23 protein-coding genes and 3 tRNA genes are annotated in these 24,010 nt (G+C 55.0%); 23 read left to right on the top strand and 3 right to left on the bottom strand.

Features of this window, described 5'->3' with window-relative positions; all coding sequences use genetic code 11:
- Positions 1–31: 31 nt before the first annotated feature.
- The gene (gene asd, locus OOJ60_RS13825; protein ID WP_205612734.1) at positions 32–1,003 is read right to left on the bottom strand and encodes an archaetidylserine decarboxylase; all 972 of its coding nucleotides are present in this window, start codon (positions 1,001–1,003) and stop codon (positions 32–34) included.
- A 91-nt stretch (positions 1,004–1,094) separates the two neighbouring features.
- Entirely contained in the window at positions 1,095–2,147 is a 1,053-nt protein-coding gene (gene rsgA, locus OOJ60_RS13820) for a small ribosomal subunit biogenesis GTPase RsgA (protein ID WP_205612733.1), read from the bottom strand.
- Between the two features lie 107 nt (positions 2,148–2,254).
- Between rsgA and orn the strand changes: the two genes are divergently transcribed.
- From orn to OOJ60_RS13800, 4 genes are all read left to right on the top strand, one after another.
- Positions 2,255–2,800, top strand: a complete 546-nt coding sequence (gene orn / locus OOJ60_RS13815; RefSeq protein WP_042289614.1) for an oligoribonuclease — start codon at positions 2,255–2,257, stop codon at positions 2,798–2,800.
- A 273-nt stretch (positions 2,801–3,073) separates the two neighbouring features.
- A tRNA-Gly gene (locus tag OOJ60_RS13810) sits at positions 3,074–3,149 on the top strand.
- A 35-nt stretch (positions 3,150–3,184) separates the two neighbouring features.
- Positions 3,185–3,260: transfer RNA gene (locus OOJ60_RS13805), tRNA-Gly, on the top strand.
- Between the two features lie 35 nt (positions 3,261–3,295).
- A tRNA-Gly gene (locus OOJ60_RS13800) sits at positions 3,296–3,371 on the top strand.
- Between the two features lie 267 nt (positions 3,372–3,638).
- On the opposite strand, the gene queG is transcribed toward OOJ60_RS13800, so the two are convergent.
- Entirely contained in the window at positions 3,639–4,778 is a 1,140-nt protein-coding gene (gene queG, locus OOJ60_RS13795; RefSeq protein ID WP_181822136.1) for a tRNA epoxyqueuosine(34) reductase QueG, read from the bottom strand.
- Here queG and nnr point away from each other — a divergent pair.
- From nnr to OOJ60_RS13700, 19 genes are all read left to right on the top strand, one after another.
- Positions 4,777–6,324 (top strand): bifunctional ADP-dependent NAD(P)H-hydrate dehydratase/NAD(P)H-hydrate epimerase, encoded by a 1,548-nt coding sequence (nnr, locus tag OOJ60_RS13790; RefSeq protein ID WP_205612732.1) that lies wholly within the window; start codon positions 4,777–4,779, stop codon positions 6,322–6,324. The genes queG and nnr overlap by 2 nt on opposite strands.
- Positions 6,296–6,757 (top strand): tRNA (adenosine(37)-N6)-threonylcarbamoyltransferase complex ATPase subunit type 1 TsaE, encoded by a 462-nt coding sequence (gene tsaE, locus OOJ60_RS13785; protein WP_042289607.1) that lies wholly within the window; start codon positions 6,296–6,298, stop codon positions 6,755–6,757. The genes nnr and tsaE overlap by 29 nt, the downstream gene beginning before the upstream one ends.
- A 16-nt stretch (positions 6,758–6,773) precedes the next feature.
- Positions 6,774–8,090 (top strand): N-acetylmuramoyl-L-alanine amidase AmiB, encoded by a 1,317-nt coding sequence (gene amiB / locus OOJ60_RS13780; protein ID WP_042289605.1) that lies wholly within the window; start codon positions 6,774–6,776, stop codon positions 8,088–8,090.
- Between the two features lie 9 nt (positions 8,091–8,099).
- Positions 8,100–9,968, top strand: a complete 1,869-nt coding sequence (gene mutL / locus OOJ60_RS13775; RefSeq protein WP_205612731.1) for a DNA mismatch repair endonuclease MutL — start codon at positions 8,100–8,102, stop codon at positions 9,966–9,968.
- Positions 9,961–10,911 carry a tRNA (adenosine(37)-N6)-dimethylallyltransferase MiaA gene (gene miaA, locus OOJ60_RS13770; protein WP_060570943.1) on the top strand — a complete coding sequence of 317 codons (951 nt, stop codon included), beginning with the start codon at positions 9,961–9,963 and terminating at the stop codon, positions 10,909–10,911. Before mutL ends, miaA begins: the two co-directional genes overlap by 8 nt.
- Before the next feature lie 81 nt (positions 10,912–10,992).
- Entirely contained in the window at positions 10,993–11,301 is a 309-nt protein-coding gene (hfq, locus tag OOJ60_RS13765; protein WP_042289598.1) for an RNA chaperone Hfq, read from the top strand.
- 74 nt (positions 11,302–11,375) lie between these two features.
- Positions 11,376–12,656, top strand: coding sequence for a ribosome rescue GTPase HflX (hflX, locus tag OOJ60_RS13760; RefSeq protein WP_042289596.1), 1,281 nt, complete (start codon positions 11,376–11,378; stop codon positions 12,654–12,656).
- Positions 12,657–12,792: 136 nt separating this feature from the next.
- A complete protein-coding gene (hflK, locus tag OOJ60_RS13755) occupies positions 12,793–14,049 on the top strand; it encodes an FtsH protease activity modulator HflK (RefSeq protein WP_042289593.1) in 1,257 nt (418 codons plus the stop codon).
- A 2-nt stretch (positions 14,050–14,051) separates the two neighbouring features.
- Positions 14,052–15,056, top strand: coding sequence for a protease modulator HflC (gene hflC, locus OOJ60_RS13750; RefSeq protein WP_042289590.1), 1,005 nt, complete (start codon positions 14,052–14,054; stop codon positions 15,054–15,056).
- A gap of 71 nt (positions 15,057–15,127) precedes the next feature.
- Entirely contained in the window at positions 15,128–15,325 is a 198-nt protein-coding gene (locus OOJ60_RS13745; RefSeq protein WP_042289588.1) for a DUF2065 domain-containing protein, read from the top strand.
- 103 nt (positions 15,326–15,428) lie between these two features.
- Entirely contained in the window at positions 15,429–16,727 is a 1,299-nt protein-coding gene (gene purA / locus OOJ60_RS13740) for an adenylosuccinate synthase (protein ID WP_181822132.1), read from the top strand.
- Between the two features lie 202 nt (positions 16,728–16,929).
- Entirely contained in the window at positions 16,930–17,355 is a 426-nt protein-coding gene (gene nsrR, locus OOJ60_RS13735; protein WP_042289582.1) for a nitric oxide-sensing transcriptional repressor NsrR, read from the top strand.
- A 38-nt stretch (positions 17,356–17,393) separates the two neighbouring features.
- Positions 17,394–19,841, top strand: coding sequence for a ribonuclease R (gene rnr, locus OOJ60_RS13730; protein WP_205612730.1), 2,448 nt, complete (start codon positions 17,394–17,396; stop codon positions 19,839–19,841).
- A 64-nt stretch (positions 19,842–19,905) separates the two neighbouring features.
- Positions 19,906–20,637, top strand: a complete 732-nt coding sequence (gene rlmB / locus OOJ60_RS13725; protein WP_042289578.1) for a 23S rRNA (guanosine(2251)-2'-O)-methyltransferase RlmB — start codon at positions 19,906–19,908, stop codon at positions 20,635–20,637.
- Positions 20,638–20,741: 104 nt separating this feature from the next.
- The gene (locus OOJ60_RS13720) at positions 20,742–21,143 is read left to right on the top strand and encodes a YjfI family protein (protein ID WP_042289575.1); all 402 of its coding nucleotides are present in this window, start codon (positions 20,742–20,744) and stop codon (positions 21,141–21,143) included.
- A 17-nt stretch (positions 21,144–21,160) separates the two neighbouring features.
- Positions 21,161–21,859, top strand: a complete 699-nt coding sequence (locus tag OOJ60_RS13715) for a PspA/IM30 family protein (RefSeq protein WP_205612751.1) — start codon at positions 21,161–21,163, stop codon at positions 21,857–21,859.
- Positions 21,859–22,929 carry a potassium channel family protein gene (locus OOJ60_RS13710; RefSeq protein WP_205612729.1) on the top strand — a complete coding sequence of 357 codons (1,071 nt, stop codon included), beginning with the start codon at positions 21,859–21,861 and terminating at the stop codon, positions 22,927–22,929. Before OOJ60_RS13715 ends, OOJ60_RS13710 begins: the two co-directional genes overlap by 1 nt.
- Positions 22,902–23,585, top strand: coding sequence for a YjfK family protein (locus tag OOJ60_RS13705; RefSeq protein ID WP_082636866.1), 684 nt, complete (start codon positions 22,902–22,904; stop codon positions 23,583–23,585). Before OOJ60_RS13710 ends, OOJ60_RS13705 begins: the two co-directional genes overlap by 28 nt.
- 17 nt (positions 23,586–23,602) lie before the next feature.
- Complete coding sequence (locus OOJ60_RS13700) at positions 23,603–24,001, top strand: DUF350 domain-containing protein (RefSeq protein ID WP_042289568.1); 399 nt, start codon at positions 23,603–23,605, stop codon at positions 23,999–24,001.
- The last annotated feature ends 9 nt before the right edge of the window (positions 24,002–24,010 follow it).

Genomic DNA, 24,010 nt, shown 5'->3' with positions numbered 1-24,010 from the left:
GTCAATGCTCCTGAATGATGGGGTGTCAGTTTCAGGTTTCGTCTTTTTTGTCGTCTACCAGCGGGCTGGCATCATGTTCGGCTTTGATTTCTTCTTCCGGCAGTGGGGCAGGCTCAGCATCAACGGGCGCCACGAACGTCTCGGTTGAGATCGCCAGCGGCTGACCAATTTTAGTCACTGACAGGCTTTCCAGCGACTCAACCAGATTCACTTTACCTGGCGCAAACAGGTTGATGACGGTGGAGCCGAGCTTGAAGCGGCCCATCTCCTGGCCTTTCAGCAATGCCACGGAACCTTCGCTCTCTCCGGCAGGCCAGGTCCAGCGTTTAATCACGCCTTCACGCGGCGGAGTGATCGTTCCGGCCCAGACGGTTTCGATGCTGCCGACGATCGTAGCCCCCACCAGAATTTGCGCCATTGGACCAAATTCGGTGTCGAACAGGCAGATAACGCGTTCATTTCGGGCGAACAGATTCGGCACGTTTTGCGCGGTCAGGTGATTTACCGAGAACAGATCGCCCGGCACGTAGATCATCTCGCGCAGGATCCCGTTACAGGGCATGTGCACACGGTGGTAATCGCGCGGCGACAGGTAGGTGGTGACAAACGAACCGTTGCGGAACAGATCCGCCATCAGATAGTTGCCCGCCAGTAAGGCTTCCAGGCTGTAGTTATGGCCTTTGGCCTGCAGGATTTTATCTTCTTCAATCTTGCCTAACTGGCTGATCACCCCGTCTGCTGGCATGACCAGCACGTTCGGGTCAGTATTCAGCGGACGCACCTCGTCCCGCAGCGGACGCACGAAGAAATCATTAAAGGTGCGATAGCTTGCGGTATCCGGCTTCTGCGCCTCTTTCATATCGACCTTGTAGACCTTCACGAACAGATCGATAGCCAGCTTCGTCAGCCATCCCGCTCGTTTGCTCGCGCCCCAGCCCGCCAGGCGAGTGAGCCATAGTTTCGGCAGAATGTGTTGTAGCGAAAGTTTAAATGAGTTTAGCAAGGTAGCCTCCAGGCTATTGTTTTACCTGAACCGGCATTCACGCCAGTATCCTGAAAAAAGGGGACGATTCTAACGACGCTTAGGGTATCTGTCAGTCGTCCGTATCAGAAAAGTTTTTACGCGTTTTTACCTGCGTCATGCTTTCAAGAATGCGGTGATAGTTCTCGAAACGGGTTTCCGCAATCTTACCGTCCTCTACTGCTTCACGGATGGCGCAACCGGGGTCGCTATCATGCTTACAGTCGCGGTATTTGCATAATCCCAGGAAGTCGTGAAATTCGACAAAACCGTTGAAAATTTGTTCCGGCTCCAGGTGCCACAAACCAAATTCCCGTACGCCAGGGGAGTCAATGACATCGCCGCCGTGTGGGAAGTGATACAGGCGCGCCGCCGTGGTGGTGTGCTGCCCAAGCCCCGAGTTGTCGGAAACATCGTTTGTGAGGATCTCTTCCTGCAGGCCCAGCAGCGCATTCAGCAGACTGGATTTACCGACGCCGGACTGCCCGGCAAATATACTGACTCGCCCGGTCAACGCATCCTCCAACGGCTTCAGGCCATCCTGAGTATGACTGGAAACCATCAGTACGCGATAACCGATGTTGCGATAGATATCCATCTGCTCGTTCACAAACACCATGCCGTCGTCATCCAGCAAATCGATCTTATTGAGCACGATAATCGGTTCAACCTGAAGCGTCTCGCACGCCACGAGATAACGGTCGATAATATTCAGCGACAGCTCCGGTAATATGGCAGAAACAATGACGATTTGGTCAATGTTGGCGGCAATCGGTTTGACGCCATCGTAAAAATCCGGGCGCGTGAGCACCGAGGTGCGTTCATGTACCGCTTCCACGATACCTTTCACATTGACGCCTTCGGCGGCGGCTTTGCCCGGACGCCAGACCACGCGGTCGCCAGTGACCAGCGAGCGGATTGTACGGCGAATATTGCAGCGGTGAATTTCACCGTCGGCGGATTCGACGTCGGCATGCATGCCGAAGCGGCTAATGACAATACCTTCAGCGGTCTCGCCGAACAGGTTGTCATCGTAGTCTGGCTTCTCCTTAGACGTTTTGAGACGACGCTGGTGATTAGCGTTCACACGGCGCTGCTGGCCTTTGGAGAGTTTATTTTTACTCAATCGTACTGACTCCTGGTCGCCCATGATGGGCAAAACATTTATGATACACGCAATTCTAAATGAATATAGTCACACGAAAACGTGACCACTGAAGGGTGGAAAATAGCATGAGTGCCAATGAAAACAACCTGATTTGGATTGATCTTGAGATGACCGGTCTGGATCCCGAGCGCGATCGCATAATTGAAATCGCCACGCTGGTCACCGACGCAAATCTTACGATTCTGGCCGAAGGGCCGACCATCGCGGTGCATCAGTCTGATGAACAACTGGCGCTGATGGACGACTGGAACGTGCGCACACATACCGCCAGCGGGCTGGTGGAGCGGGTGAAGGCGAGCACGATGGGCGATCGCGAAGCGGAACTGGCGACCCTTGAATTTCTGAAAGAGTGGGTTCCACAGGGCAAATCGCCAATCTGCGGGAACAGTATCGGACAAGACCGCCGGTTTTTGTTTAAGTATATGCCGGAGCTGGAAGCGTATTTCCACTACCGTTATCTCGACGTGAGCACGCTTAAAGAGCTGGCGCGTCGCTGGAAGCCGGAAATTCTTGAGGGTTTTACCAAGCAGGGCACGCATCAGGCGATGGACGATATCCGCGAGTCGGTGGCGGAACTGGCTTACTATCGCGAGCATTTTATTCAGCTTTAACCGCCTGCTGTGCCGGGTGTGGCGACGCCGTGCCCGGCCTGATCGCTGGTCGTCTCACTTGCACAGGGGGATGATTGCCGCTAAATTATACGCTTTGCTGATAAAATCAGCATTCAAACGAATTTCATAAAAAATTGCGTTTGAAGGGGTTGCAGGAGAAAGGATTTCTCGTATAATGCGCCTCCCGTAACGACGCAGAAATGCGAATTACGACAGCAACAAACGGCAGTAAATTAATCGCAGGATTTCGATTTTTCGGAAGACGAAGATTAAGCGGGAATAGCTCAGTTGGTAGAGCACGACCTTGCCAAGGTCGGGGTCGCGAGTTCGAGTCTCGTTTCCCGCTCCAAAATTTGAAAGTGCCTTAACGCACAGACCACCCAAGCGGGAATAGCTCAGTTGGTAGAGCACGACCTTGCCAAGGTCGGGGTCGCGAGTTCGAGTCTCGTTTCCCGCTCCAAAATTTGAAAGTGCCTCAACGCACAGACCACCCAAGCGGGAATAGCTCAGTTGGTAGAGCACGACCTTGCCAAGGTCGGGGTCGCGAGTTCGAGTCTCGTTTCCCGCTCCAAATTCTTATCTCTACACATATCCACAGTGAACGGCTGCTCGTGGTGCGTCTCTTTTCGTTCCTGATATATTCTTGTAAACAGAGTTATCCACAGACTGCGTATTTGTCTTCTGCGTTTAAAACGCTTCGCAGAGTGAATGATATTTTTATATCCCGCTGAAATATAAGAAATAAATAACATTTCAAATTGTTAAGCGGATCGCTTGACGATTTTTTCGTGCTTGAATAGCAATGTGTTTTTAATTTTATGCACAGGCTGTGGACGACTTATGCGTCCCGCGGAAGCCCTTTTTCAATGGCTCTGACCAGACGTTTCTGCTGCGGGAGTTGTACCTCGACTGCACTGGCATTTCGCTTTGCGATCTGCTGCGCGATCGCCCACTGGATGTGTTCATCGAGAAGTGGGTGCTCACCCCGGCGGTTTTCCAGCGCACAGAGCACGTCTTCACGCCAGGGCGCGTTGCCAAGGGCGACCGCGATATTCCGTAACCAGCGCAGGTGACCAATGCGCCGGATAGCTGAACCTTCGGTGATTTTCAAAAAGCGAGCTTCGTCCCAACTGAAGAGTTCAATTAGCGCCGGCGCGTGCAGTTGTTGGCGTGGGCTGAAATCCGCTTCGTCCGTTAAGTGTGAATATCGGTTCCACGGACAGATGAGCTGACAGTCGTCGCAGCCGTAAATCCGGTTGCCCATTAAGGGACGCAAGTCTTCGGGAATGGCGCCTTCGAGTTCAATTGTAAGGTAAGAAATACAGCGGCGGGCATCTACCGTATAAGGGGCGACAATCGCGCCAGTTGGGCAGGTCGTCATGCAGGCGACGCACTTTCCGCATCCGTCTTCAACGGCGTGGTCCACGGGCAGCGGGAGATCGATTAACAATTCACCCAGAAAGAAAAACGACCCCGCTTCCCGGTTGAGGATAAGTGAGTGCTTACCTGTCCACCCCAGACCCGCTTTTTCCGCCAACGGTCGCTCCAGAATGGGCGCAGAGTCAACAAAAGGTCTAAAATTCAGCGAGACACAATGCTGCTGAATCCTCTCACCCAGTTTTTTTAGTCGGTTACGCAATAGCTTATGGTAGTCGCGCCCCAGCGCGTAGCGGCTAACGTAACCCAGGTCAGGATTTTTCAGCGTGCTGGCAAACGCAGCCCTGGCGGGAAGATAGTTCATACGCACGCTAATAACGCGCAGCGTACCAGGCAACAGCTCATGAGGGCGCGCGCGCATCATGCCGTGGCGCGCCATCCAGTCCATCTCGCCGTGGTACTGTTTGTCCAGCCATGCCTGCAGTTTGGGTTCGGCTTCGCTGAGGTCAGTATCGGTAATACCTACCTGCTGAAAGCCCAGTTCCAGCCCCCACTGCTTAATTTTTTGCGCTAACTGATTGAGATCGAGGGGCTCTGACATGACGGACCATACCATAAAGAAAAACCCCGTAAGTATACCACACTCCCTCTGGCCCGCCGACGACATCAGAGGACTGGAGCAAGAGGCTGCTGATACGCTTGGGTTGACGTTGTTTGAACTGATGTTGCGTGCCGGAGAAGCGGCGTTTGACGTCGCGCGTGAAAGCTGGCCTTATGCCCGCCACTGGTTGGTGCTGTGCGGACACGGGAATAACGGCGGCGACGGGTATGTGGTGGCGAGGCTGGCGAAAGCGGCGGGCATTAATGTCACGTTGCTGGCTCAGGAGAGCGAAAAGCCGCTGCCGGAAGAGGCCGAACAGGCGCGGGAAGCCTGGCTGAACGCGGGGGGAATTATTCATGCGCCGGAGATTATCTGGCCGGAAAAAGTGGACCTCATTGTTGATGCTTTGCTCGGCACCGGGTTAACCCAGGCGCCCCGTGAACCGATCGCCACACTCATTGCACAGGCCAACGCCCATCCCGCGCCGGTTCTGGCGGTTGATATCCCGTCCGGGCTGCTCGCGCAAACGGGCGCAACGCCGGGCGCGGTAATCGATGCCGATCGCACCGTCACCTTTATCGCGCTGAAGCCGGGCTTGTTGACCGGAAAGGCCCGCGATGTGGTGGGCGAACTGCATTTTAACGCGCTGGGTCTGGAAGAGTGGTTAGCAGGTCAGGCGTCGCCGATCCGGCGCGTTGACGCTTCGCTGCTCGCGCAATGGCTGGCGCCGCGTCGTCCTACCTCTCATAAGGGCGATCATGGTCGCCTGGCGATCGTTGGCGGCGATCATGGCACCGCGGGCGCCATTCGCATGGCCGGAGAAGCGGCGTTGCGTACCGGCGCCGGACTGGTGCGGGTGCTGACCCGCAGGGAGAATATCGCGCCGTTGTTGACGGCTCGCCCGGAATTAATGGTTTATGAGCTGACGCCGCAGACGCTGGATGAGAGCCTCGAATGGGCGGATGTCGTGGCGATTGGCCCTGGGCTCGGCCAGGCGGAATGGGGCAAAAAAGCGCTGCAGAAGGTCGAGAATTTTCGCAAACCAATGCTCTGGGATGCCGATGCGCTGAACCTGCTGGCAATCAACCCCGATAAACGTCACAATCGCGTCATCACGCCGCATCCGGGAGAAGCCGCGCGGTTACTGGGTTGCTCTGTCGCAGAAATTGAAAGCGATCGCTTACTTTCTGCGCAGCGTCTGGTAAAACGTTATGGAGGCGTTGCGGTGTTGAAAGGCGCGGGAACGGTGGTTGCCGCGGAGCCGAATGCGTTGGGAATAATTGATGCCGGAAATGCAGGAATGGCCAGCGGCGGTATGGGGGATGTGCTCTCCGGGATCATTGCCGCATTGCTTGGACAGAAGCTTACCCCGTATGATGCAGCCTGTGCGGGCTGTGTTGCCCACGGCGCGGCGGCAGATGTTCTGGCAGCACGTTTTGGCATGCGCGGCATGCTGGCAACCGATCTTTTTTCCACGCTACAGCGTATTGTTAACCCAGATGTGATTGACGTTTATCATGATGAATCGAGTAATTCCGCTACCTGACGAACAGGCCACGTTAGACCTGGGGCTGCGGGTCGCCCACGCCTGCGACGGCGCGACCGTTATCTATTTGTTCGGGGATTTAGGCGCGGGTAAAACCACCTTTAGCCGCGGGTTCCTGCAGGCGTTAGGCCATGCCGGTAATGTAAAAAGCCCAACGTATACGCTGGTCGAACCCTATGCGCTCGATAACCTGATGGTTTATCACTTCGATCTGTATCGCCTCGCCGATCCGGAAGAACTGGAATTTATGGGGATCCGGGATTATTTTGCCAACGACGCCATTTGTCTGGTGGAGTGGCCGCAGCAGGGGAAAGGTGTATTGCCGGACCCGGATATTGAAATCCATTTAGAGTATAAGGCGCAAGGCCGTGAGGCGCGAATCAGCGCCGTTTCCTCCTCCGGGGAAGCGCTGATTGCGCGTTTAGCCGGTTAACCTTAAAGGTGGCGGGATGATGTATCGCATCAGAAAGTGGCTGGCGGCAACGCTGGTGTTACTGTGCGCGCAGGCTGGCGCGGCCAGTTTGTCCGATATTCAGGTTTCAAACGGTGAACAGCAGGCGCGGATTACGCTGAGCTTTATCGGCGATCCGGATTACGCCTTTTCGCAGCAGGGTAAACGTACCGTTGCGCTGGATATTAAGCAAACCGGCGTGATTCAAGGGCTGCCGCTGCAGTTTAGCGGCAATAACCTGGTGAAAACGATACGTTCCGGCACGCCGCAGGATCCGCAGTCGCTGCGGCTGGTGGTCGATCTCACGGAAAACGGCAAGACTGAAGCGGTAAAACGGCAGAATGGCGGCAATTACACCGTCGTCTTTACGATCAACGCCGATGCGCCGCCGCCTCCGCCAGTGGTCGCAAAGCGGGTTGAACCGCCCGTGGTGACGCCACGCCCGAGCGAACCGGCGCGAAACCCGTTTAAATCCAGCAATGAGCGTACTACGGCCGTCACCAGCAGTCATACCATCACGCGCCCCGCCGCGCGTACGACGACCAGTAACGGCGACAAGGTGGTCATTGCCATCGACGCCGGGCACGGTGGGCAGGATCCAGGGGCGATTGGCCCCGGCGGCACGCGGGAAAAAAACGTGACCATCGCGGTGGCCCGCAAGCTGCGCACGCTACTGAATAACGATCCTATGTTTAAAGGCGTTCTCACCCGCGACGGCGACTATTTCATCTCGGTAATGGGCCGCTCCGATGTGGCGCGTAAGCAGAACGCCAATTTCCTGGTGTCGATTCACGCCGATGCCGCGCCAAACCGTAACGCCACCGGCGCGTCGGTGTGGGTGCTGTCTAACCGTCGCGCCAATAGCGAAATGGCGAACTGGCTGGAAGAGCATGAAAAACAATCCGAGCTGCTCGGCGGCGCGGGCGACGTACTGGCGAACAGTCAGTCCGACCCTTACTTAAGCCAGGCGGTTCTGGATTTGCAGTTCGGCCATTCCCAGCGCGTAGGGTATGATGTGGCAACAAATATGTTAGGCCAGCTCGAACGTATCGGGTCATTGCATAAGCGGCGTCCGGAGCATGCCAGCCTGGGGGTGCTACGATCGCCTGATATTCCGTCGGTGCTGGTTGAAACCGGATTTATCAGTAACCACAGCGAAGAACGGCTGCTCGCCAGCGATGCGTACCAACAGCAACTGGCCGAAGCGATTTACAAAGGACTGCGGAGCTACTTCCAGGCGCATCCCCTGCAGTCAGGTCCACAAGGGACACAAACCGCGAGCGCCGTTACGCCTGGCGAGTCGTTGATTAACTAAGGAATTGTCATGCCGATTCAGGTGCTACCGCCACAACTGGCGAACCAGATTGCCGCAGGCGAGGTGGTGGAAAGACCTGCGTCGGTGGTCAAAGAACTGGTGGAAAACAGCCTTGATGCGGGCGCAACGCGTATCGATATTGATATCGAACGCGGCGGCGCGAAGCTTATCCGTATTCGCGACAACGGCTGCGGCATCAGGAAAGACGAGCTGGCGCTGGCGCTGGCCCGTCACGCCACCAGTAAAATCGCCTCGCTCGACGATCTGGAAGCGATTATCAGCCTCGGTTTTCGTGGCGAAGCGCTGGCCAGCATCAGCTCAGTCTCCCGCCTGACGCTGACCTCCCGCACCGCCGATCAGCAGGAAGCCTGGCAAGCCTATGCTGAAGGGCGTGATATGGATGTGACGGTTAAACCCGCCGCGCATCCCGTAGGCACCACGCTGGAAGTGCTGGACCTGTTCTATAACACGCCCGCCCGTCGCAAGTTTATGCGAACCGAAAAAACCGAGTTTAATCATATTGATGAGATCATTCGCCGTATTGCGCTGGCGCGTTTTGACGTGACCATCAATTTGTCGCACAACGGTAAAATGGTGCGCCAGTATCGCGCGGTGGCGAAAGACGGGCCGCAAGAGCGCCGTCTTGGCGCGATTTGCGGCGCGCCATTCCTTGAACAGGCGTTGACTATCGAGTGGCAGCATGGCGATCTCACCCTGCGCGGCTGGGTTGCCGATCCCCATCACACCACCACGGCGCTGGCAGAAATTCAGTACTGTTACGTGAATGGTCGTATGATGCGTGACCGGCTGATAAATCACGCTATTCGTCAGGCTTGTGAAGATAAGCTTGGCGCCGATCAGCAGCCGGCTTTCGTGCTTTATCTGGAAATAGACCCGCACCAGGTCGATGTGAACGTGCATCCAGCCAAGCATGAAGTCCGTTTTCATCAGTCGCGCCTGGTACATGATTTTATCTACCAGGGCGTGCTGAGCGTGCTGCAACAGCAGCTTGAGTCGCCGCTGCCGCTGGAGGGGGATGACGCTCCTGCGCCAAGACACGTGCCGGAAAACCGCGTGGCGGCAGGGCGTAACCATTTTGCCGAGCCTGCGCAGGCGCGCGAAACGACAGCGCCGCGTTATTCTTCTCCTGTTTCGCCTGCGAGCGGCGGCGCGCGTCCGACGCAGGCCGGTTGGCCCCATGCTCAGCCGGGCTACCAGAAGCAACAAGGAGAGGTCTATCGCCAGCTCCTAAAGACGCCTGAACCGGTTCCCGCAGGCAAAACGCGCGCGCCGGAAACGGCGGTTTCCGCGTTATCCGGACACAGCCAGAGCTTTGGACGCGTGTTGACAATCGTTGGTCACGACTGCGCGTTGCTTGAGCGTGATGGGCAAATTCACCTGCTGGCGCTGCCGGTGGCGGAGCGTTGGCTACGTCAGGCGCAGCTGACGCCGGGCGAGGGAGAGGTTTGCGCGCAGCCGCTGCTCATCCCGCTGCGCCTGAAAGTGACCGCTGAAGAAAAAGCGGCGCTGACAAACGCGCAAAACGCGCTGGCGAAACTGGGGATCGAATTTCAGTCAGATGCCCAGCATGTGACCGTTCGGGCGGTGCCTTTACCCTTACGCCAACAAAATTTACAAATCTTGATTCCTGAACTGATAGGCTACCTGACGCAGCAGTCAGCGCTCGAACCTGACAATATGGCGCAGTGGATTGCACGCAATTTAATGAGCGAACACGCGCAGTGGACCATGGCGCAGGCCATTACGCTGCTGGCTGACGTGGAGCGGCTTTGTCCGCAGCTTGTGAAGGCGCCGCCGGGTGGTCTGTTACAACCTGTTGATTTACATACGGCGATGAATGCCCTGAAACATGAGTGATACCCCTAAGGCGAGCCTGCCAAAGGCAATTTTTTTGATGGGGCCGACGGCCTCGGGCAAAACGGCGTTAGCGATTGAACTGCGTAAAGTTTTGCCAATAGAGTTGATTAGCGTTGACTCCGCCCTTATCTACAAGGGGATGGATATCGGTACGGCGAAGCCGGACGCGAAAGAGTTACAGGCGGCGCCGCACCGATTGTTAGACATTCTCGATCCGTTGCAGGCATATTCAGCCGCAGATTTCCGCCGCGATGCGCTGGCGGAGATGGCAGATATCACCGCAGCCGGACGAATTCCGCTGCTGGTGGGCGGAACAATGCTGTATTTCAAGGCGTTGCTGGAAGGGCTTTCGCCGCTGCCGTCGGCGGACCCGGAGGTCAGGGCCAGAATAGAGCAGCAGGCGGTAGAGCAGGGATGGGATGCGTTGCATCAGCAGCTTCAGGCGATTGACCCTGTCGCCGCTGCGCGTATTCATCCGAATGATCCGCAAAGGCTTTCCCGGGCACTGGAAGTTTTTTTCATTTCGGGTAAAACTTTAACGGAACTGACGCAAACGTCAGGTGATGCTTTACCGTACCAGGTGTATCAGTTCGCCATCGCCCCGGCGAGTCGTGAATTGCTGCATCAACGCATCGAGCAGCGTTTTCATCAGATGTTGGCTTCAGGTTTTGAAGCAGAAGTCCGGGCGCTATTTGCCCGTGGAGATTTGCATACGGATTTGCCTTCCATTCGTTGTGTGGGATATCGCCAGATGTGGTCGTACCTTGAAGGCGAAATTTCATACGATGAAATGGTTTATAGAGGTGTTTGCGCCACGAGACAGTTGGCGAAGCGTCAAATGACCTGGTTGCGCGGCTGGGATGGGGTGCGCTGGCTTGACAGCGAAAAACCTGAACAGGCGCTCAACGAAGTATTACAGGTTGTTGGTGCTATCGCGAACTGAATGTGTACAATTGAGACGTATCGTGCGCAATTTTTCAGAACCAAAAGGTTCAAAGTACAAAGCATATAAGGAAAAGAGAGAATGGCTAAGGGGCAATCTTTACAAGATCCGTTCCTGAACGCACTGCGTCGGGAACGTGTTCCAGTTTCTATTTATTTGGTGAATGGTATTAAACTGCAAGGTCAAATCGAGTCTTTTGATCAATTCGTGATCCTGTTGAAAAACACGGTCAGCCAGATGGTTTATAAGCACGCGATTTCTACTGTTGTCCCGTCTCGTCCGGTTTCTCATCACAGCAACAATACCGGTGGCGGTACCAGCAGCAACTATCATCACGGTAGCAACGCGCAGGGTTCTTCTGCGCCGCAGGACAGCGAAGAAACTGAATAACGTTTCTGGCTGTTTTACACACGGGGAGCCAGGTTATCTGCGTTCCCCGCTGATTTATATCGAGGGGATGACGCTTGTTTGACCGTTATGACGCCGGTGAGCAGGCGGTACTGGTACACATCTATTTTTCGCAAGACAAAGATATGGAAGACCTCCAGGAGTTTGAATCTCTGGTGTCTTCCGCCGGTGTCGAAGCAATGCAGGTGATTACCGGTAGCCGTAAAGCACCGCACCCGAAGTACTTTGTAGGTGAAGGTAAGGCTGTTGAGATTGCGGAAGCCGTAAAAGCGACTGGCGCTGCCGTCGTGCTATTTGACCATGCATTAAGCCCGGCCCAGGAGCGTAACCTGGAACGTTTGTGCGAGTGTCGTGTTATCGACCGTACCGGTCTTATCTTGGATATTTTCGCTCAACGTGCGCGTACCCATGAGGGGAAACTGCAGGTTGAGCTGGCGCAGCTGCGCCATCTGGCTACGCGCCTTGTCCGTGGCTGGACCCACCTTGAAAGACAGAAAGGCGGGATTGGTTTGCGCGGTCCGGGTGAAACCCAGCTCGAAACCGACCGCCGTTTATTGCGTAATCGTATTTTGCAGATCCAGTCGCGCCTGGAAAAAGTTGAAAAGCAACGTGAGCAGGGGCGACAGTCGCGTATTAAAGCGGATGTCCCGACCGTCTCGCTGGTGGGATATACCAACGCCGGAAAATCTACCCTTTTCAACCAAATTACAGAAGCCCGGGTCTATGCGGCAGACCAACTGTTCGCAACCCTGGACCCCACGTTGCGCCGTATTGACGTCGCGGACGTAGGTGAAACCGTGCTGGCGGATACCGTAGGGTTTATCCGCCATCTTCCGCATGACCTGGTGGCGGCGTTCAAAGCCACCCTCCAGGAAACGCGTCAGGCCACGCTGTTGCTGCACGTTGTAGATGCTGCTGATGTGCGTGTGCAGGAGAACATCGACGCAGTGGATACGGTTCTCGAGGAGATCGATGCTCACGAGATCCCAACCCTGATGGTGATGAATAAAATCGATATGCTGGACGACTTCGAGCCGCGTATCGACAGGGACGAAGAGAACAAACCGATTCGTGTCTGGCTTTCCGCGCAGACAGGGATCGGAATACCACAGCTTTTTCAGGCTTTGACGGAACGGCTTTCCGGCGAGGTAGCGCAACATACGCTGCGTTTGCCGCCGCAGGAAGGGCGTCTGAGAAGTCGTTTTTATCAGCTTCAGGCAATAGAAAAAGAGTGGATGGAGGATGACGGCAGCATGAGCTTGCAGGTTCGCCTGCCGATCGTGGACTGGCGTCGCCTCTGTAAACAAGAACCTTCCCTGGCCGACTACGTTGTCTGACCGGGAGGAAAGGGCCTGAGGATTTTTGCCCAATACTCTGAGCATTTCGGGTTATACGACAAGCCACCTGGTGCGACGTTGTCATCACCTGGAACACAGTGGGTATATCACCGCATAACAAATATGGAGCACAAACATGGCGTGGAATCAGCCCGGTAATAACGGACAAGACCGCGACCCGTGGGGAAGCAGCAAACCAGGCGGCAACTCTGAGGGAAATGGAAACAAAGGTGGTCGCGAGCAGGGGCCACCTGATCTTGATGATATCTTCCGTAAGCTGAGCAAAAAGCTCGGTGGACTGGGTGGCGGTAAAGGTACCGGCTCCGGCGGCGGAAGTTCATCGCAAGGCCCGCGCCCGCATCTGGGCGGACGTGTCGTCACCATCGCGGCGGCAGCTATCGTCATTATCTGGGCGGCAAGCGGTTTCTACACCATTAAAGAAGCTGAACGCGGCGTGGTTACGCGCTTCGGTAAATTCAGTCATCTGGTTGAGCCGGGTCTGAACTGGAAACCGACGTTTATCGATGAGGTGACGCCGGTGAACGTGGAAGCGGTTCGCGAACTGGCGGCGTCCGGAGTGATGCTGACCTCTGACGAAAACGTCGTGCGCGTCGAGATGAACGTTCAGTACCGCATCACCGATCCGCAAAAGTACCTATTTAGCGTGACCAGCGCCGACGACAGTCTGCGTCAGGCGACCGACAGCGCCCTGCGCGGCGTTATCGGTAAATACACCATGGACCGTATTCTGACCGAAGGGCGTACCGTTATTCGTAGCGACACCCAGCGTGAACTGGAAGAGACGATCCGTCCGTACAACATGGGGATTACCCTGCTGGACGTCAACTTCCAGGCTGCTCGTCCGCCGGAAGAGGTGAAAGCCGCGTTTGATGACGCCATTGCCGCACGTGAAAACGAACAGCAATACATCCGTGAAGCGGAAGCGTACACCAACGAAGTTCAGCCGCGTGCGAACGGTCAGGCACAGCGTATTCTTGAAGAAGCGCGCGCTTACAAAACGCAAACCATTCTGGAAGCCCAGGGTGAAGTGGCGCGCTTCGCGAAAATCCTGCCGGAATATAAAGCCGCCCCAGAGATCACTCGCGAGCGTCTGTATATCGAGACGATGGAAAAAGTGTTGAGCCATACCCGTAAAGTGCTGGTCAACGACAAGGGCGGTAACCTGATGGTACTGCCGTTGGATCAGATGCTGAAAGGCGGCAACGCGCCGGCAACAAAACGCGACAGCGGTTCCGACCTGCTGCGCTTGCCGACTACGTCATCTTCCAGCAGTAGCGGAGCAAGCAACACCTCGTCCACCAGTCAGGGCGATATTATGGACCAACGCCGCGCTAACGCGCAGCGTAACGACTACCAGCGTCAGGGGGAATAACGATGCGTAAGTCAGTTATTGCGATTGTCATCATCGTGCTGGTAGTGCTCTATACCTCAGTCTTTGTAGTGAAAGAAGGCGAGCGTGGCATTAAGTTCCAGTTCAGCAGCGTCGTGCGCGATGACGATAAGAAACCGTTGATCTATGAACCGGGGCTGCACTTCAAGGTGCCGTTTATTCAGTCAGTGAAAATGCTGGATGCGCGTATCCAGACGATGGATAACCAGGCCGATCGTTTCGTCACGAAAGAGAAGAAAGACCTGATCGTCGACTCATACATCAAATGGCGTATCAGCGACTTCAGCCGTTACTTCCTGGCAACGGGCGGCGGCGATGTGTCGCAGGCGGAAGTGCTGTTGAAACGTAAGTTCTCTGACCGTCTGCGTTCTGAGATTGGTCGTCTGGATGTGAAAGACATCGTGACCGATTCCCGTGGTCGTCTGACTCTGGAAGTCCGTGACGCGCTGAACTCCGGTTCTGCGGGAACGGAAGACGAAGTGGCGACGCCAGCGGCGGATAACGCCATTGCTGAAGCCGCAGAGCGCGTTCAGGCTGAAACCAACGGCAATGTGCCGGTGATCAACCCGAACAGTATGGCTGCGTTAGGTATCGAAGTGGTGGACGTGCGTATCAAGCAGATCAACCTGCCGACCGAAGTGTCCGAAGCGATCTACAACCGTATGCGCGCTGAGCGTGAAGCGGTCGCCCGTCGTCATCGTTCACAGGGTCAGGAAGAAGCGGAAAAATTGCGCGCGGCTGCCGACTACGAAGTGACCAAAACGCTGGCGGAAGCTGAGCGTCAGGGGCGTATCCTGCGCGGTGAAGGCGACGCCGAAGCGGCGAAACTGTTTGCCGACGCGTTCAGCCAGGATCCTGACTTCTATGCCTTTATTCGTAGCCTGCGCGCTTACGAGAAGAGCTTCGAAGGAAATCAGGACGTCATGGTCATGAGCCCGGACAGCGATTTCTTCCGCTACATGAAGACACCGAATACCGCAACGCGATAAACTCAACGCGTTTGAGTTTTCAAACCACCGCTCTCTCCGGAAGCGGTGGTTTTCTTTTATAAGGAGCAGAAATGAACGAAACAATCTGGCTGGCGCTTGCCCTGGTGTTGGTGCTGGAAGGTTTAGGCCCGATGCTCTATCCGCGCGCGTGGAAGAAGATGATTTCCGCAATGACGCAACTGCCGGAAAATACGTTACGTCGTTTTGGCGGTGGACTTGTGGTTGCGGGCGTTGTGGTCTACTACATGTTGAGGAAAACGATTGGCTGATCAAAAAAGCGGCGAATTTAGCTGATTTTTGCATGCAAAAAGTGCTGTATATCTGAAAAAGCGATGGTAGAATCCATTTTTAAGCAAACGGTGATTTTGAAAAATGGGTAACAACGTCGTCGTACTGGGCACCCAATGGGGTGACGAAGGTAAAGGAAAGATCGTCGATCTTCTGACTGAACGGGCTAAATATGTTGTGCGCTACCAGGGTGGACACAACGCAGGCCATACTCTCGTAATCAACGGTGAAAAAACCGTCCTCCATCTTATTCCATCAGGCATTCTTCGTGAGAACGTAACCAGCATCATCGGTAACGGTGTTGTTCTGTCTCCTGCTGCGCTGATGAAAGAGATGAAAGGTCTGGAAGACCGTGGCATCCCTGTCCGTGAGCGTCTGCTCCTGTCTGAAGCGTGTCCGCTGATCCTCGATTACCACGTAGCGCTGGATATTGCGCGTGAGAAAGCGCGTGGCGCGAAAGCGATCGGGACGACCGGTCGTGGTATCGGACCGGCTTATGAAGACAAAGTGGCTCGTCGCGGTCTGCGCGTCGGCGACCTGTTCGACAAAGCTACCTTCGCTGAAAAACTGAAAGAAGTGATGGAATATCACAACTTCCAGCTGGTGAACTTCTACAAAGTCGAAGCCGTTGACTACCAGAAAGTGCTGGATGATGTGATGGCGATTGCCGACATCCTGACCTCTATGGTTGTCGATGTTTCCGATCTGCTGGACCAGGCGCGCAAGCGTGGCGATTTCGTCATGTTCGAAGGCGCGCAGGGTACGCTGCTGGATATCGACCACGGTACTTATCCGTACGTAACGTCCTCTAACACCACCGCGGGTGGCGTGGCGACCGGCTCTGGCCTGGGCCCACGTTATGTGGATTACGTTCTGGGTATCATCAAAGCTTACTCCACGCGCGTGGGGGCGGGTCCGTTCCCGACTGAGCTGTTTGATGAAACCGGCGAGTTCCTCTGCAAGCAGGGTAACGAATATGGCGCCACCACCGGACGTCGCCGTCGTACCGGCTGGCTGGACTCCGTCGCCGTGCGCCGTGCGGTGCAGATCAACTCACTGTCCGGCTTCTGCCTGACCAAACTGGACGTACTGGATGGTTTGAAAGAAGTGAAAATCTGCGTTGCTTACCGTATGCCGGATGGCCGTGAAGTAACGACGACGCCGCTGGCGGCCGACGACTGGGAAGGTATCGAGCCGATCTACGAAACCATGCCGGGTTGGTCTGAATCCACCTTTGGCGTGAAAGAACGTAGCGGTCTGCCGCAGGCGGCGCTCAATTACATTAAGCGTATTGAAGAACTGACCGGTGTGCCGATTGATATCATCTCTACCGGCCCGGACCGTACTGAGACCATGATTCTGCGTGACCCGTACGACGCATAATTAAGGTATAATGCCCGGTAGCGCTTTGCTGACCGGGCCTTGTAAGCCGGATAAGGCATTTTCGCCGCCATCCGGCTATGTACAATGCAATATCCTCGCTTTTTTCCTTCCCAAACTGAAATAAATTAGCGACCTGGCGAGTGGCTGGTTTATCATCAATAAATGAGTTGTATCCCGTTTTCCCCTTTTCCTTGAGGTTGATGTGCAGTTAACGAGTTTCACCGATTACGGATTACGTGCGCTAATCTATATGGCGTCGCTACCGGAAGGACGCATGACCAGTATTTCTGAGGTGACAGAAGTCTACGGCGTGTCCCGTAATCATATGGTCAAAATAATCAATCAACTTAGCCGGGCGGGCTTCATTACTGCTATCCGGGGAAAAAACGGCGGGATACGTCTGGGCAAAGCCGCGAATACTATCCGTATCGGCGACGTCGTGCGTGAACTCGAACCGTTGTCGCTGGTGAACTGTAGCAGCGAGTTTTGCCATATCACCCCTGCCTGTCGACTCAAACAGGCGCTTTCTAAGGCCGTGCAATGTTTTCTGACGGAACTGGACAACTACACGCTTGCCGATTTGGTTGAAGAAAATCAACCGCTTTATAAATTATTGCTGGTGGAGTGACGAAAATCTCCACCGGAGCTGACAATGGAGGAACCTCAATGTCACAAGATCCTTTCCAGGAACGCGAAGCTGAAAAGTACGCGAACCCTATCCCGAGCCGGGAATTTATCCTCGAACACTTAACAAAACGTGAAAAACCGGCCAACCGTGACGAGCTGGCCGCAGAACTGAATATTGAAGGCGAAGAGCAGCAGGAATCCCTGCGTCGTCGCCTTCGCGCAATGGAGCGTGACGGCCAGTTGGTCTTCACCCGCCGCCAGTGCTATGCGCTGCCGGAACGTCTTGACCTGTTGAAAGGTACCGTTATCGGCCACCGTGATGGTTACGGCTTTCTGCGCGTCGAAGGGCGTAAAGACGATCTGTACCTCTCCAGCGAGCAGATGAAAACCTGCATTCATGGCGATCAGGTGCTGGCGCAGCCGCTGGGCGCGGATCGTAAAGGCCGCCGTGAAGCGCGTATCGTGCGCGTGCTGGTGCCGAAAACCAGCCAAATTGTGGGCCGCTACTTTACCGAAGCGGGCGTGGGTTTTGTCGTCCCTGACGATAGCCGCCTGAGTTTTGACATCCTTATTCCGCCGGAAGAGATCATGGGCGCGCGCATGGGCTTTGTGGTGGTGGTTGAACTCACTCAGCGTCCGACGCGTCGCACCAAAGCGGTGGGTAAAATCGTCGAAGTGCTGGGCGACAACATGGGCACCGGCATGGCGGTTGATATGGCGCTGCGCACCCATGAAATCCCCTATATCTGGCCACAGGCAGTCGAAAAGCAGGTTGCCGGGCTGAAAGAAGAGGTTCCGGAAGCGGCGAAAGCAGGGCGCGTTGACCTGCGTTCTCTGCCGCTGGTGACCATTGATGGCGAAGATGCCCGCGATTTTGATGATGCGGTTTATTGCGAGAAGAAGCGCGGCGGCGGCTGGCGTTTGTGGGTGGCGATTGCCGACGTGAGCTATTACGTGCGTCCGCCAACGCCGCTCGACCAGGAAGCGCGCAACCGCGGCACCTCCGTTTACTTCCCGTCGCAGGTTGTGCCAATGCTGCCGGAAGTGCTTTCCAATGGCCTGTGTTCTTTGAACCCGCAGGTGGACCGCCTGTGCATGGTCTGCGAAATGACCATCTCGAATAAAGGCCGTCTGACCGGTTACAAATTCTACGAAGCGGTGATGAGCTCTCATGCGCGTCTGACCTACACCAAGGTCTGGCATATGCTGCAAGGCGATCAGGACCTACGCGAGCAGTACGCACCGTTGGTGAAGCATATCGAAGAACTGCACAATCTGTACAAGGTGCTGGAGAAAGCGCGTGAAGAACGTGGCGGTATCTCGTTTGAAAGCGAAGAAGCGAAGTTTATTTTTAACGCTGAACGTCGTATTGAACGAATCGAGCAAACCCAGCGTAACGACGCCCATAAGCTGATTGAAGAGTGCATGATTCTGGCGAACATCTCTGCGGCGCGGTTCGTTGAGAAAGCCAAAGAGCCTGCGCTGTTCCGCATCCACGACAAGCCAACCACAGAGGCGATCACCTCTTTCCGTTCCGTGTTGGCGGAGTTGGGACTCGAACTGCCGGGCGGAAACAAACCTGAACCGCGCGACTATGCGGAACTGCTGGAATCCGTTGCCGATCGTCCGGACGCGGAAATGCTGCAAACCATGCTGCTGCGTTCAATGAAACAGGCGATCTACGATCCGGAAAACCGTGGTCACTTTGGTCTGGCGCTGCAATCTTATGCCCACTTTACCTCGCCGATCCGCCGTTATCCGGATCTCTCGCTGCACCGCGCCATCAAATATCTGTTGGCGAAAGAGCAGGGGCATAAAGGTAACACCACCGAAACCGGCGGCTACCATTATTCGATGGAAGAGATGCTCCAGTTGGGCCAGCATTGTTCGATGGCTGAACGCCGCGCCGACGAAGCGACGCGCGACGTGGCCGACTGGCTGAAGTGCGACTTTATGCTCGATCAGGTGGGTAACGTCTTTAAAGGCGTGATTGCCAGCGTCACCGGCTTTGGCTTCTTTGTGCGTCTGGATGAACTGTTTATTGATGGTCTGGTACACGTCTCCTCGCTTGAAAACGACTACTATCGTTACGATCAGGTCGGGCAGCGTCTGACCGGCGAATCCAGCGGCCAGACTTACCGTCTGGGCGATCGCGTGGAAGTGCGCGTCGAAGCGGTCAATATGGATGAGCGTAAGATCGACTTTAGCCTGATCTCCAGCGAACGCGCGCCGCGCAACGTTGGCAAGACAGCGCGTGAGAAAGCGAAGAAAGGCGATGCCGGGAAAAAAACCAGCCGTCGTCGGCAGGTCGGCAAAAAAGTGAACTTTGAGCCAGACAGCGCATTCCGCGGTGAGAAGAAGACGAAGGCCAGGCCGTCAACGGCGAAAAAAGGCGATAAAAAAGCGAAAAAGCCTTCGGCAAAAACGCTGAAAATCGCCGCCGCCACTAAAGCTAAACGCGCGGCGAAGAAAAACGCCGCCGAATAATTGCGAAAAACTGCCGCCGGGCCGTTAACCTGACCCGGCGAAAACAACCTTAATGAGTACTTTCATGAGTGAAATGATTTACGGCATCCATGCGGTGCAGGCCCTGCTTGAGCGTGCTCCTGAGCGTTTTCAGGATGTCTTTATTCTTAAAGGTCGTGAAGATAAGCGTCTGTTGCCGCTGATCCACGCGCTGGAAGCGCAGGGCGTGGTCATCCAGGTGGCGAACCGCCAGTTTCTGGATGAAAAAAGCGAGGGTGCGGTACATCAGGGGATTATCGCCCGGGTGAAGCCGGGGCGTCAGTATCAGGAGAACGATCTGCCGGATTTGATCGCTTCACACGATCAACCGTTCCTGCTGATCCTTGACGGCGTCACCGATCCACACAACCTCGGCGCCTGTCTGCGTAGCGCAGACGCCGCTGGCGTACATGCGGTGATTGTGCCGAAGGATCGCTCGGCGCAACTGAACGCGACGGCGAAAAAAGTCGCCTGTGGCGCTGCCGAAAGCGTTCCGTTAATCCGCGTCACTAACCTGGCGCGTACCATGCGTATGCTGCAGGAAGAGAACATCTGGATTGTGGGAACGGCAGGTGAGGCCGACCATACGCTTTACCAGAGCAAAATGACCGGCCGCATGGCGTTGGTGATGGGCGCGGAAGGTGAAGGTATGCGCCGTCTGACCCGTGAGCACTGCGACGAACTTATCAGCATTCCGATGGCAGGCAGCGTGTCATCGCTGAACGTCTCCGTGGCGACTGGGATTTGCCTTTTCGAAGCGGTGCGTCAGCGCAGCTAAATCTCTTTTTAAGTAAAAGCCATCCGTTTTCGGATGGCTTTTTTTTATTTATTGCGATTACTATAACCGACTAAAATGGATTATGACTCAATGGGAAATGTTATATGCCATGGACTCCGCTGGCGCTTGCTGATGCGCTACAGAATAATGTCGCTTTAAATATAGAAATCACAAATAATGAAAATGCCTTAATCATTAAAATGAATGATTATGGCGACCTGCTGCTCTCGGTGTTATTTACCTCACGACAGATAATTATTGAAACACGAGTCTGTCCGGTGACGGCGATTCATAATCAGCCTGAATTTAATCTTTTCCTGCTCCGTCACCAGAAAATGTTGCCGCTCTCATCGGTTGGCATTTCGGGCATTCAAAATGAAGAGTACTACGTGGTGTTTGGCGCGCTATCGCTATATTCCTCGTTGAACGATGTTGTTCTTGAAATTACCACGCTGGTCGAAAATGCGTTAGATCTCGCAGAAGTCACGGAAGAGTACGCGCAGTAATCATCAGGGAGAAAATGATGGGTATTTTAAAAAGTTTATTTACGCTGGGTAAATCAATGATCTCCCAGGCGGAAGCTTCAATTGAAGAAGCGCAGGGCGTAAGAATGCTGGAGCAGCATATTCGCGACGCTAAAACTGAACTTAATAAAGCGAATCAGTCGCGTGTCGAACTGCTCGCCCGGGTGAAACTCAGCAACGACAAACTTTATGATTTGCGCGAGCGTAAAGCCAGCCTCGAGAAGCGGGCGCTGGAAGCGCTGAATAAAAAGGTCGACGCCGCGTTAATCAATGAGGTCGCAGAAGAAATAGCGCGCCTGGAAAACCTCATTACGGCAGAAGAGCAAGTACTTGCTAACCTTGAAGCGTCGCGGGACGGCGTAGAGAGAGCCGTAACAGCCACCGGTCAGCGCATTTCACAATTTGAGCAGCAGTTGGAAGTCGTAAAGGCGACGGAGGCGATGCAGCGCGCGCAGCAGGCGGTCACCACCTCTACCGTAGGCGCCTCCTCCAACGTCTCTACAGCGGCAGAATCACTCAAGCGCATCCAGACGCGCCAGGCAGAACGTCAGGCACGGCTGGACGCGGTGGCGCAGTTGGAAAAAGTGGCGGATGGGCGCGATCTGGACGAGCGGCTGGCTGAAATGGGCATCGGCGGCAGCAATAAAAGTTCAGCTCAGGATGTGTTAGCGCGCCTGCAACAGCAAAAAGGTGAGTAATGCTGTTCACCTGGCTTGTCAGGGCCTGCCAGCGGCACTTTTCCCGGGTGACCTGGCCTGCGTTATTGGGTTTGTTTATCAGTCAGTACCTGATTTGTTTTCTGGTTCTGACCCTGCTGGGTGAAACGGCGCTGGTCGGTCGCCTGAGCGACTTCATCTACTACTGTTCGGTGGTGGGGTCTACGCTGGGTTTTGGTGACTTAAGCCCGCAGACCGCCGGAGGACGTTTGTTTACCGGCCTCTGGCAAATCCCGGTAAGCGTTGGCTTATTTGGTGCGCTGATGGGAAAGGTCATTGCGCAGGTACAAGGAACGTTAGCGAAAGGATTAACCGGGATGGGCGATTTTCGACATCTGCGTAAACATATGCTGGTGATTGGTTGGCGGGGCCATCAGACGGAGAAGATGATCTCGCTTCTGCTTTACGATACCCGACGCGCCTTTGAACGGGTTTTGCTGTGCGAGTGGGACGAGATGCAACACCCGCTGTCAGGCAACCGCTGGGTGGATTTTCTGCGCGTCAGTAATATTAACGACCCACAGGAACATCAGCGGATGGGGCTGAGCCACTGCCAGAGCGTAATCATTTATGCCAGAACAGACGAGCAGACCTTTACCGCTGCGCTATCGCTGGCAGGCTTTGTTCCGCCGCACAGCCATATTGTGGTGTATCTGGAAGATGAACGTTACGCCGGACTGCTTGAAACACACTGTCCGCAAATAGAAATTGTGCGCAATCTCTCCGCGGAGCAGCTGTCCCGTTCGATCCAGGATCCCGGTTCCTCACAGTCGGTGGCTTCCATTATGAATCCCATGCTCGGCGACACCGGCTTTGCCCTGCCTGTGCCGCAAGCGGTTACGCCTTTCCGCTATGGCGCGCTGATGCGCTATATGAAACTTCATCATGACGCGACGGTGCTCGGTATCAGCCATTGCAAGAACGGTCGCGGCATGGAGCTAAACCCGGTGATTTCAACCGAAGTCCGCGGTGGCATGTGGTTACACCTGGTCGGCAACAGCCGCATCCTGGCGGACGATGTCGCCTGGCAAGAGATAGGAGAAGCGAGATGACGTCGTTCTTTCAACGGCTGTGGAGAAGGTCTGCCCCACAGGCGCCGGTTCGTGGACCGTTAGGACTGCACCTCAATGCCGGGTTTACGCTGGATACGCTGGCGTTCCGCCTACTGGAGGCGTCGCTTTTGGTGGAACTGCCCGGTGAAGAATATACCGTTGCGGCTGTTAGCCATATCGATCTGGGGGGAGGCAGTCAAATTTTCCGCTATTACACCTCCGGCGATGAGTTTTTACAGATAAACGCCACCGGAGGCACGGGCGTCGAGGATATCGACGACATCAAACTGTTCGTTTACCAGACCTGTGACGGCATAAGCCAGGAAGCGCACTGGCGTGCGGCCATCAGTCCAGTGGCCATTGGTACGCCGACGTTGACCTGGCAGGCGCAGCGCTGGCAGCGATTTTTTAACCGCGAGGAGCCGGGAAACATCGCGCCGATCTTTATGCTGGAAAAAGTGGAGAATCAACAGCAGGCAAAATGGGATATCCACAATTTTTCGATGGGCTACCAGCGTCAGATCACTGACGACACCTGGGAATACTTGCTGCTGAACGGGGAGGAGACATTTGACGAGCGCGGAGAGCCCGAGTGGGTCTTTTCACGCGCGCTGGGCGTTGATATTCCCCTGACTTCATTGAATATTATTGGTTAATTACAGGGAAGCATGTGATGCACATTCTGGATTCATTATTGGCCTTCTGCGCCTATTTTTTTATTGGCGCGGCGATGGTTATCCTTTTCCTTTTTATCTACTCCAAAATTACGCCGCACAATGAATGGCGATTGATAAAAACTAATAACACTGCAGCCTCGCTGGCCTTCAGCGGTACGCTGCTGGGATATGTTATTCCGTTATCCAGCGCGGCAATAAACGCCGTTAGCATTCCGGATTATTTTGCCTGGGGAGGCATTGCGCTGGTCATTCAGCTCATCATCTACGCTAGCGTCAGGCTGTATATGCCGACGCTGAGCGAGAAAATTATTCAGCATAATACGGCGGCGGGACTATTTATGGGCACCTCCGCACTGGCGGGCGGTATTTTCAATGCGGCTTGCATGACGTGGTAATGGACGATC

Origin of the sequence: Citrobacter sp. R4, from assembly GCF_026719175.1 — a bacterium.
Lineage (GTDB): Bacteria > Pseudomonadota > Gammaproteobacteria > Enterobacterales > Enterobacteriaceae > Citrobacter_A > Citrobacter_A sedlakii.
The sequence above is the reverse complement of the archived record's forward strand: the minus strand, read 5'-3'. Positions and strand labels throughout refer to the sequence as shown.

Excerpts from the sequence above, each read along its gene's own strand:
- OOJ60_RS13710 (WP_205612729.1), top strand. The coding sequence starts at position 21,859 with ATGCTGTTCACCTGGCTTGTCAGGGCCTGCCAGCGGCACTTTTCCCGG.
- rnr (WP_205612730.1), top strand. The coding sequence starts at position 17,394 with ATGTCACAAGATCCTTTCCAGGAACGCGAAGCTGAAAAGTACGCGAAC.
- queG (WP_181822136.1), bottom strand. The coding sequence starts at position 4,778 with ATGTCAGAGCCCCTCGATCTCAATCAGTTAGCGCAAAAAATTAAGCAG.
- OOJ60_RS13745 (WP_042289588.1), top strand. The coding sequence starts at position 15,128 with ATGAACGAAACAATCTGGCTGGCGCTTGCCCTGGTGTTGGTGCTGGAA.
- hflK (WP_042289593.1), top strand. The coding sequence starts at position 12,793 with ATGGCGTGGAATCAGCCCGGTAATAACGGACAAGACCGCGACCCGTGG.
- mutL (WP_205612731.1), top strand. The coding sequence starts at position 8,100 with ATGCCGATTCAGGTGCTACCGCCACAACTGGCGAACCAGATTGCCGCA.
- rlmB (WP_042289578.1), top strand. The coding sequence starts at position 19,906 with ATGAGTGAAATGATTTACGGCATCCATGCGGTGCAGGCCCTGCTTGAG.
- hfq (WP_042289598.1), top strand. The coding sequence starts at position 10,993 with ATGGCTAAGGGGCAATCTTTACAAGATCCGTTCCTGAACGCACTGCGT.
- orn (WP_042289614.1), top strand. The coding sequence starts at position 2,255 with ATGAGTGCCAATGAAAACAACCTGATTTGGATTGATCTTGAGATGACC.
- purA (WP_181822132.1), top strand. The coding sequence starts at position 15,429 with ATGGGTAACAACGTCGTCGTACTGGGCACCCAATGGGGTGACGAAGGT.
- OOJ60_RS13715 (WP_205612751.1), top strand. The coding sequence starts at position 21,161 with ATGGGTATTTTAAAAAGTTTATTTACGCTGGGTAAATCAATGATCTCC.
- miaA (WP_060570943.1), top strand. The coding sequence starts at position 9,961 with ATGAGTGATACCCCTAAGGCGAGCCTGCCAAAGGCAATTTTTTTGATG.
- nnr (WP_205612732.1), top strand. The coding sequence starts at position 4,777 with ATGACGGACCATACCATAAAGAAAAACCCCGTAAGTATACCACACTCC.
- OOJ60_RS13700 (WP_042289568.1), top strand. The coding sequence starts at position 23,603 with ATGCACATTCTGGATTCATTATTGGCCTTCTGCGCCTATTTTTTTATT.
- hflC (WP_042289590.1), top strand. The coding sequence starts at position 14,052 with ATGCGTAAGTCAGTTATTGCGATTGTCATCATCGTGCTGGTAGTGCTC.
- tsaE (WP_042289607.1), top strand. The coding sequence starts at position 6,296 with ATGATGAATCGAGTAATTCCGCTACCTGACGAACAGGCCACGTTAGAC.
- amiB (WP_042289605.1), top strand. The coding sequence starts at position 6,774 with ATGATGTATCGCATCAGAAAGTGGCTGGCGGCAACGCTGGTGTTACTG.
- OOJ60_RS13720 (WP_042289575.1), top strand. The coding sequence starts at position 20,742 with ATGCCATGGACTCCGCTGGCGCTTGCTGATGCGCTACAGAATAATGTC.